9 protein-coding genes are annotated in these 9,726 nt (G+C 42.3%); 2 read left to right on the top strand and 7 right to left on the bottom strand.

What is annotated here, in order from left to right:
- Positions 1 to 150: 150 nt before the first annotated feature.
- Complete coding sequence (locus VB740_RS15235) at positions 151 to 1,830, bottom strand: fasciclin domain-containing protein (RefSeq protein WP_323200824.1); 1,680 nt, start codon at positions 1,828 to 1,830, stop codon at positions 151 to 153.
- 734 nt (positions 1,831 to 2,564) lie between these two features.
- Positions 2,565 to 5,906 carry a PAS domain-containing protein gene (locus VB740_RS15230; RefSeq protein ID WP_323200823.1) on the bottom strand — a complete coding sequence of 1,114 codons (3,342 nt, stop codon included), beginning with the start codon at positions 5,904 to 5,906 and terminating at the stop codon, positions 2,565 to 2,567.
- Positions 5,907 to 6,059: 153 nt separating this feature from the next.
- Between VB740_RS15230 and VB740_RS15225 the strand changes: the two genes are divergently transcribed.
- The gene (locus VB740_RS15225) at positions 6,060 to 6,206 is read left to right on the top strand and encodes a hypothetical protein (RefSeq protein ID WP_323200822.1); all 147 of its coding nucleotides are present in this window, start codon (positions 6,060 to 6,062) and stop codon (positions 6,204 to 6,206) included.
- Positions 6,207 to 6,346: 140 nt separating this feature from the next.
- Here VB740_RS15225 and VB740_RS15220 read toward each other — a convergent pair whose 3' ends face one another.
- From VB740_RS15220 to VB740_RS15200, 5 genes are all read right to left on the bottom strand, one after another.
- The gene (locus VB740_RS15220; protein WP_323200821.1) at positions 6,347 to 7,555 is read right to left on the bottom strand and encodes a NupC/NupG family nucleoside CNT transporter; all 1,209 of its coding nucleotides are present in this window, start codon (positions 7,553 to 7,555) and stop codon (positions 6,347 to 6,349) included.
- Positions 7,556 to 7,621: 66 nt separating this feature from the next.
- Positions 7,622 to 8,110, bottom strand: a complete 489-nt coding sequence (locus VB740_RS15215) for a hypothetical protein (RefSeq protein ID WP_323200820.1) — start codon at positions 8,108 to 8,110, stop codon at positions 7,622 to 7,624.
- Positions 8,111 to 8,181: 71 nt separating this feature from the next.
- A complete protein-coding gene (locus VB740_RS15210; RefSeq protein WP_323200819.1) occupies positions 8,182 to 8,445 on the bottom strand; it encodes a hypothetical protein in 264 nt (87 codons plus the stop codon).
- The gene (locus VB740_RS15205; RefSeq protein WP_323200818.1) at positions 8,442 to 8,672 is read right to left on the bottom strand and encodes a hypothetical protein; all 231 of its coding nucleotides are present in this window, start codon (positions 8,670 to 8,672) and stop codon (positions 8,442 to 8,444) included. The genes VB740_RS15210 and VB740_RS15205 overlap by 4 nt, the downstream gene beginning before the upstream one ends.
- Entirely contained in the window at positions 8,645 to 8,935 is a 291-nt protein-coding gene (locus tag VB740_RS15200) for a hypothetical protein (RefSeq protein ID WP_323200817.1), read from the bottom strand. The genes VB740_RS15205 and VB740_RS15200 overlap by 28 nt, the downstream gene beginning before the upstream one ends.
- Before the next feature lie 374 nt (positions 8,936 to 9,309).
- Here VB740_RS15200 and VB740_RS15195 point away from each other — a divergent pair, with 374 nt between their 5' ends.
- Positions 9,310 to 9,690 (top strand): hypothetical protein, encoded by a 381-nt coding sequence (locus VB740_RS15195; RefSeq protein ID WP_323200816.1) that lies wholly within the window; start codon positions 9,310 to 9,312, stop codon positions 9,688 to 9,690.
- Positions 9,691 to 9,726: the final 36 nt, after the last annotated feature.

Raw genomic sequence — 9,726 nt, 5'->3', positions numbered from 1 at the left:
CTTGGAACTTCAGTTCTTTGCGGGACATGGCTTTTACGTTAAGTTGACACCAATGGGTGGAGCGTAACATCACGTCTTAACAAGCGTTTTACGTTAAGTTGACACGTGTGATAAATATACGCCCCTACCGAGTGTTTTACTTCTATTTACTTAGAAGTTGTAGCCAACTCCAAATAATAGTCCTACATCAGTTTCATCCATAAAAGCAGCATTTACAGAACCTGTCACCGTAAATCTGTTAGCTACAGGAATGTCTACACCACCAGTTAAAAGTAATCCAATGTCAGTATCGAGATTAGCCTCGATGGCTACGCCAGCACCGATGAAAGGAGATATAGCAAAGGTTCTTTCGCCCACCGAGCCTGCTGTACGGGGAGAAAAATCCAAAGTCAAGGGAACCATAAACAATGTATCATCCCCAAATATCACCGATGGTCGTACTGAGATATTGCGTGTCAGACCAATTTTACTGATCGCTGTAAAGTTAGTGTCACCCAAAGCTGTATCGTTGCCGCTCAAACCAATATTACCAGCTACACCGACATAGCTAGGTCCACCAAGAGTAGTTCTACCTGGTGTAACAGCAGGCGTTGTTGTACCATCTGTGGTTCCTGTTGGTGGCTGATTTAACTGACTAATATTAATATCAGGCGGTACGAGGACTTGGTTAATTGCATGGATAACACCATTGCTAGCTTGCACATCCGCCTGGATAACTGTGGCATTATTCACCGAGACTTGGTTATTAGCACGATCGATTTGAATATTTACAGGTCTTTCTTCATAGGTTTTCAGCTCTCCAGCCGAAAGCTGACTAGCAGTTACTGCCCCAGGAACAACATGATATCTCAAAATCTTAATCAATGCTTCTCTGTTTTCTGGTTGCTGTAACTGCTGTAGAGTAGCAGCAGGCAAAGCAGCAAACGCTTCATCGGTGGGAGCGAAGACTGTATAAGGGCCAGGCTGTTGAAGAATATCTGCTAAACCAGCTGTCTTTAATAAAGAAGTCAGAGTTGTAAAAGAGTTACTGGATGCAGCAAGAGAGACAATATCAGTACCAGTTTGAGTTCCACCAACAATATATTGAGCAGCTGGAAGATTGCTAGCAATGGGTTGCACCCGTCCCTGTCTAGCCAAAGCTTGATATAAGAGTGCCGCAACTTCGGCACGAGTCAAGGGTTGTTGCGGATTGAGTTGTCTTACATCTGGATAATTAACAACAATATTAGATTGTGTTGCTGCTACCACATTATTAACAGCATAGTCCGGGATAGCTGAGGCATCGGTGTAGTAGGTGCTGAGGTCAGTACTAGTTCCAGCGGTGCTACCAGTTATACCCAAGCCACTGGTCAAAGCAACGATCGCCTGTACCTTGGGTATTTGTTGATTTGGTGAAAATACGTTTCCAGGATAGCCTGCTAGAAATCCAGTTTCGTAAGCGTATTGAATTGCAGAAGCCGCCCAATAGCCAGCAGGAACATCACTAAATCCACCTGCGTTTGATTGCCGAACTCGGTTTTGGTTAGGGAAGGCTTTTTGAATGAGGGCGGCAAACTCGGCACGAGTCACAGCTTGATTCGGCCTAAAGCTGCCATCAGGAAAGCCAGTAATCACGTTATTGTCAGCTAAGACTTGAATGAAGGGACGTGCCCAATAATCTGAGGAAACATCAGACAAGTTAACTGTTGAAGCAGGCGATGGTGTCGTAGATGGAACAGTATTTTGAGATGAAGCTGGGGCAGAAATTACGATGGGGGTTATTGTAGCAGCTGTCATTCCCAGAACTAGTAAAGCAACCCTTGCTGATGGCCAACGAAAGAAACTAAACATGGAAATATCCTCTTTTCAAATTCTTGGATTGACTATTGGAAAATACTAGATGCAAGGTTAGGTGAATACAAATATCGAGATAATTCTTTGATTTGCCTCGATATGGAAACCACAAATCCAACCATTAACTCTGGAAAATCAAAGTTTTAGACATTATGAATATCTGCTCTGACATTTCATAAAAATTATTTAAATCTCCACCACACATAGTACCGAATTCCTATTTGATTTTTAAAGAACCGAGGAGCACACTAATTAAGCAGCGATACTGTGACATATAGTATGTTGCAACAATAAGGATACTTAATAGAAATAGGCGATTTTATAACTGAATAAAATCGCAGCCAAGTAGTAGGGTAATTGGCTGTTAATAGCCGCCTCTTTATAATTGCCGAAGAGGGTTAATGCTGTCAAGCTCAATGCATAATGAGCTTTGGCAACATTTAAGAAATAAAATTTGTCTTGGCCATATATTGTATTATTAGTCTAAAATCAAAATTATACAACTAACTAATGGCTGGCTTTCAAGGAATAAGTTTCAGTCTTTAGATAGTTGTCTATGATGGTAAATTTTCAAGTATTAGGCTGAAAATGAGCGATCGCAATCAAAAATTTGGGGCATGATTGAGCCAACACTTTTGGACATGAATTATTTTTTTATAAAAAATAATTTTATATCAGTTCAACGTCTCCTCGCGTTTTTAGCCAGTCAAAAACATCACTATAAAAAAGTTTTAGTTATACCTTTGCTTGAGTAAATCTACAATTGAGCTTAGTAATTCAGTTGGTTGTACTGGTTTGGCAACGTGTTTTTGAAACCCAGCTGCTAAGACTTGATTGCGATCGCTTTCGCCAGCATAGGCGGTAAGGGCGATCGCAGGAATTTCCCCTCCCTCTTCCTTTGGCATTGCCCTGAGTACCCTAATCAGGCTGTAGCCATCCATCTGTGGCATTCCTAAATCACTGATTAATAAATCGGGTACAGTCTTGACTATGGCAGCCAGCGCCTCAGTTGCCGATGCTGTAACAGTTGTCAGCACCCCATTCTGTTGTAGCAAGAAGTGTAAAAAATCCCGTGTGTCAGCATCATCATCAACAATCAATATGCGTAGTCCGGCAAGAATTGACGAGTTAAATTCCTTCCCTGTTCCCTCTGCTCCCCTTGCTCTCTCACTCTCCTTCATAACAGGCAGTTTGACAGTAAAAATTGCCCCCTGTCCTTCTCCTGGACTAGCTGCTATTACAGTACCACCATGCAACTCTACCAAGTGACGAACTATTGCCAATCCCAGTCCCAGCCCGCCAAATTGTCTAGTTGTGCTGCTATCGGCTTGACGAAAATATTCAAATATGTGGGGTAGGAATTCGGGGGAAATACCTTGACCTGTGTCTTTAACTTGAATCACTGCTGAGTGGGAAGACAATTCCCGGCTCAATGATAGGCTGACTTCCACAGATCCATTCCGGGGAGTGAACTTGACTGCGTTCGAGAGTAAATTTCCTACAACTTGCTGTAAGCGATAATAATCACCTGACACTTTACCAACATTGGGGTCAAGCTGTAGTCTTATCTGGATGGATTTGGTTTCTGCAATTAACCGGACTGTTTCCAATGCAGCATCAATTACAGCGACCAGATTAACAGTGGCAAAAGTCAGGCTCAACTTACCGCGAATAATTCGGGACACATCCAGCAACTCATCAATTAATTGAATTTGCAATAGAGCATTTCTTTCGATGGTTTCCAAGGCACGATTTGTAGTTGCTTCATCAAATTTGCGGCTTTTGAGTAGCGATGACCAGCCTAAAATCGGGTTGAGTGGCGATCGCAATTCATGGGAGAGAATGGCGAGAAACTCATCTTTGTTGCGGTTTGCCTGTTTGAGTTCCTCTGCTTGTTGTCTAAGTGCCTTTTCTAATTGCTTCCTGGGGGTTAGATCGAGAATAAAACAGATCCAAGATGCTGGATCTTGCTCCACTAAGGCACCACCAATGAGTATGGGGATACGGGAACCATCTTTGCGGATATATTCTTTTTCATAGGGAGTACATATTCCAACCGTGAAAAGTTGCTCTAGCCCCTGCTCATCAAGAGTGTAATACTCAGGTGGAGTGATGTGTTTTCTACGTACCTTTCCTGCTAAGAGTTCCTCTCGGCTATAACCCACCATTTCTAAAAAAGCCTGGTTTGCCTCAGTAATGCAGTCAAGAGTGGCAAACATAATGCCAATAATGTTGGAATCAACTAAGCGCCTTAATTGAGTTTCACGCTGGCGCAATTCATTTTCTGCCTGTTTGCGCTGGGTAATATCCTGGACAGTACCCATCATTCGCACTGGCTTATCCTCAGCATCGTAAAAGATACGACCTTTAGCAGCAATCCAATGAATACTGCCGTCAGGCCAAAGGCTGCGGTATTCAATGTCACACTCAACCTTTTCCTCAAGACAGTAAGCGATCGCTTCATGGATGCAGTGGCGGTCTTCTGGATGTACGCAGTTGAGGAAAATCTCAAAGCTGATTTCGGCTTCTGGAGACAGTCCATACAGTTGCTTACATTTCTCTGTCCAAATTAACTCGTTGGTGGTGATATTCCAAAACCACATACCCAGTTCAGCAGCTGTAGTAGCTAACCGAATTCGTTCTTCACTCTCGCGCAAGTTTGCTTCAGCTTGCTGGCGATCGCGCAGCACAGCTTGCTGTTCAGTAATATCAGTACTAGCACCAACTACTCTAACTACCTGACCATTTGCATCCTGGACAGCAAACCCCTGGTCTACCACCCATAAATAGCGGCCATCCTTGTGACGGACTCGATACTCGATCCTATAACGGTTTCCACTGACCATACTAGCAATGAACTGGTCATTAACTCTTTGTTGGTCATCGGGGTGGATGCGTTCTTGCCACCACTGGAACGTGGGTTCAGTTTCTTGTTGTGTGTAGCCAAAAACCTGGGTTAGACCCTGAGTTCTTTCCACACTATTTCTGTGAATCTCCCAGTCGTAAATTAGACAATTAACTGCGGCGGCTGCTAGCTCAAACCTTTCGTTACTTTGCCGTAGAGAAATTTCTATGTGTCGCCGCTCTGTAATATCAAAAGCGATTCCCAAAAGATATTGCGGCAATCCCTCAGCAGTTCTACTATATACAGTGTCATAGCTACAATACCAGCGCCAATTTCCATTAGCGTGTCGAATTCGGTATTCAAAACTCATGACTTCGCCCTGAGGAGCAGAATTAAATTTTTCAAAATAGCTAGGGAGCCTAGCCAAATCTTCAGGGTGTAGAAGTTGGGTAAATAACTCCTTTCCCATTGCTTGGATTTCTGCTGGTGTGTAACCCCAACCTTGAGCGATTTCGTAATTAACGTAAGAATTTCGCTGCTCAATTAGGTCATAAATGTAGAGTATCCCCGGAAGAGTGCCAGCAATTTGTTGAAACAGACGTTGACTATCCCACTGTGGCTTAAGTTCATCGAAAGTCGGCGGGAAACTCCATCCTCTTGTGGGTAGAGAGGGATAGTCGCCCGCCGACTTGGGGGATGGGGCATTGGGCATTGGTGACTCTTCCCCATGCCCAAAAACTCCATCCCCTTGTGGATGGAGTTTTTTATCTTCAAGCTGCGCGTGCTTAGATTCTGTAATATCCGCAAAAGTTGTAACGATCGCGTAGGGAGTGCTGGCTCCAACTTGGAATAGAGGTTGTGAAGACAACAATAACCAGACTAGCTCACCATTTGGTTTATGAAAGCCACAAACCATATTCAAGCAAGGTTGACCTGTTTTGTGGGCAACGATCGCTGGGTGAGTCTCACTGGACAAAAAAGAACCATCTTCATGAATAAATTGCCAATTGGGATTGAGCAAATTTTGCCCTACTAGCTGCTCTGCGGTCAGTCCCAAAATGCGATCGCAAGCCGCATTGCAAGCCTGGATAGTGCCATCAGCCAACTGAAGCAACATTCCCTCTTCTTTACAGGCTACCAGAGAATAATGTGCTTTTTTACTAACTTGCGAGTGCAGCAGCAGCTTATCATTACCCAGCTGGTTTTGGGACTTTTCCGCGTCTGGCATTCTAAAAAGTTAAATAAATTTAAAGTTAATCTAAGATTCAGCGGCTAATAATTGCATAAATTTAGGGCAATGTCTTCCACCTTTAGACTTAATATAGCAGACATCTCCAGAAATTAATTATGTGTTACCTGAAACCCTTGTAGAGACGTTGCAATGCAACGTCAAAACAATTCATTTTCACCAGATGTCTATTTAGCTGAAAGTAGTGACATTGCAGATTACTCCTTCTCCACCGAAAGATTACTCATTGATAAAGTAGGGAGTGTAGGGGAAGAACAAGTAATGTCGCATAATAAATAATCCTCTTTAACCAAGCAGGTGGTGTTCTTCCCTTCAACACTTACCCAAAAACTGATGGGCTTAATCGTTGTTTAAGTCCCATTATGGGTAATATTGCAGACATGATATAAATCCTGAATTCTGGCTTGGAAAATTCTTATTCAAATCAACATCCCTGCAATACAAGCGGTAATAAAACCCGCTAACAACCCGCCAATCATTGACCTTACACCCATGCGAGCTAAATCATGCTGGCGATTAGGTGCTATTCCAGTAATGCCGCCAATGGTAATTCCAATTGAACCTATATTTGCAAAATTACATAAGGCGTAAGTCGCAATAATGACTGCACGTTGGGAAATTTTTCCACTTTCAATTAGTGCCTTCAAATCCAAAAAAGCAATAAACTCATTCAGAATTGTCTTTGTACCTAATAAAGCCCCCACTTGCCGACAATCAGCCCAAGGTATGCCCATCAGCCAAGCTACGGGAGCCATAATAAAAGACAAAATCCATTGTAATGAGAGTTGCTGTAAGCCGACAAATCCGCCTACCCATCCCAGCAGTGCATTCAGGGCAGCTAATAATCCTAAAAAGGCAATAATCATCACGCCGACGTTAACAGCTAACTTCACACCATCAATTGCTCCCGTCGTCACAGCATCAATTACGTTTACATAATTGGTTTTTACATCCGCTTTTACCTTCCCAACCGTCTCTGATACTTCTGTTTCTGGGTAAAGTAATTTTGATACCACCAACGATGTGGGAGCAGTCATAAAAAAAGCAGCAATCAGGTGTTCTGCTGGTATTCCAAAAGAAAGATATGCCCCTAGTACTCCACCCGCAATTGTGGCAAAACCACCCGTCATCAAGGCATGGAGTTCCGATTGCGTCATATTCGCTATATAAGGTTTAACCATCAGCGCCGACTCTGTTGGCCCTAAAAAGATGTTACCTGCACAGGATAAAGATTCAGAACCCGATGTTTTCATTGTCTTCATCATTACCCACGCCATCACATTTACGACTCGCTGTAAAATGCCGTAGTAATACAAAACGCTGATGAAGGCAGAGAAAAAGATAATTGTTGGCAGCACTTGAAAGGCAAAGAAATGATCCTTAAAATTCTCTCCAAAGACAAATTTGGCACCGACATCTGAAAATGCTAAAAATTGGCTAACAATATCTCCCAGAGATTTAAACACATTCAAACCCCAAGGAGTTTTAAGAATCACTAGCGCAAATACAAGCTCCAAACCCAAACCCCAGGCCACTATTCGCCAACGCACCGCACGACGATTAACCGAGAAGGCGTAGGATATACCGAGAAAAACTAAAATTCCCAACGCAGAAATGGCACGTTCCATAATGACTCCCGGAAATGTATCGCTAAGGCACATGGTCACAAAGCATACACAAAAATCCGCGTGTTTTTATGGTTTTGATGGTGTAAAGAAGGATTTAGCGATCGCACATCCAATTATTCTAGAAAAACATGGCGGGTTGAGTTCTGGTGATTGCGCCAGTGCCACAATCAGTGAAGTGTCAGCTTGGTTATCTGTGCCAGTGATCCCACCATAACCAGACTCAATGCCAAAATTGCGATCGCAAACACCAATAATTTGCCAGACATAGTGTGCAACAGTAACTATAGGTTCATCTCTTTGTATACCCGACATAACTTCAGCATAGTTGCTCTGGTCAATATACAAATCATAAAAACCTGGAGTATTGGAGTTTCCACATGGCGCATTGATTAATTTGCCAACAAAGTGGTAGTGTTTAAAGCCAGACAGTGGATGCTGGCGCACCAAAGCAGCAAGGCGTTCAGCATCAGACGGAGCAAAAGTGGCACTGAAGTAGTAATGAGGGCCTTGACCGCATTCTTTGATTTCCCAGAACCAATCCTGAAATATACTCACTATGTCAAAGATAGACACAACGATATAACAATGAAGATAACAGCAATCAGCAGCTATCTAAATATACAGATTCACCCAAAGAAACGCTCATAATTATCATGACTACCGATCCAAAACCATGTCACTGTGTCTCCTTCCAAAACTCCAAGTGCTCGATAGCCTCGCGTCACCCTCACTGACCAAATCCCTTCCTGACTGTTGATACACTTGAAATGTAAAGACGGGTGAAATGGATTCTCTGCCCACAGCCGATATGCTTTCCTGGCATTTTGCCTAATTTCGCTGCTCAAGTGTCGATACTCAGACCAAAAGGAAGGAAGTACTGCTGACTTCATAGCTGATCGTAGTTCATTGCAGTGGCTTGTCCCTCTACAATTTCCTGTTTGGCTTGTTTGGCAGCAGCAATAAGTTTTGATTGTGTTCTCTGGAATGATTCATTCCATCTAATTTCATCTTGCAGATCATCAATGTACTCCCGTAGATGCTCTGCAATTCGATCTTGTACCTCAATGGGTAAAGACTCCATCATTTTGATCACGGTGGTAATTGCTTCTGAAGACATGGTGAATTACTCTCATACAACGCTTTGCTCTTAAAGCTAACACTGATCGCCTCTCTATTCATCAAGCTCTCATGCATAACGACATCATTTTTAAGCAAAGGATATTTACTACTCTTTAATCCTAATAATATTTGTTTATATTCAGCTTTTTTCTCTGCTAATTTTGTTTTTTTGATTAGCTCTTCTACATTGTGTTTTTCTCTTTTCATTTGTGTATATAACTCTTTATTTATCTGTGTCATATTTGATATATTTTTTAACATAATATTGTAATACTTAGCTAATAGTTTGGCATAACAAGTACTGAAGAACCGAAATTTTTCTCTACCAAACTTGAATTAAATTTCAGAAGGCAGAAGGGAACCCACGTTTAAAAACGTAGGATTGAAACAAGGACGCAATGCAAGTTGCGCTACGCGTCTCGATACAATTCTTTTTTTTAACTGGGCTTTAGACCCAGAACTAAAGTTGTTATTGATGCTCCTTTCCTTCTGCCCTCTGCCTTTCTTTGTAAAACAAATCCAAACAATCAAGCTAAACCGAGAAGTATATTAAATTATATTTTTCAGTTTTTATTACCCTGAAACACATAATTACTAATTGCAAGTGAGAATAGAAAGAAGTATTTACAAGAGCTATGAGTACCCAAATCATCATTACCCTGCCAGACGATATTTACCAACGTGCAGAACGCTTTGCCCGGTTGGCAAATCGTGATGTTGCCAGCATTTTAGTAGATACCATTCAACTTTCAATTCCGCCCGTCAGTGGGGATATTAGCGACCTTAAGCCTGTCTCTGTCCTTTCTGATGAGCAAGTCTTGGTGCTGACCGAACTGCAAATGGAACCAGAACACGATGCCCGGTTAAGCGAAATGCTCGTAGGCGTAGCCCGTCGTAGACATCGCCAGCAATCAGGTACTCTTAGTGAAGGCGATCGCACAGAGTTACAAACACTGATGCAGATCTATCAAGAAGGACTTTTAAGAAAAGCCACTGCGTTAGGGACTTCCAAATAAAAAAATATACAACTATTTATTGTGGGGTGGGCGACA

Source organism: Nostoc sp. UHCC 0251 (genome assembly GCF_034932245.1).
Taxonomy (GTDB): Bacteria; Cyanobacteriota; Cyanobacteriia; order Cyanobacteriales; family Nostocaceae; genus Nostoc.
The sequence above is the reverse complement of the archived record's forward strand: the minus strand, read 5'-3'. Positions and strand labels throughout refer to the sequence as shown.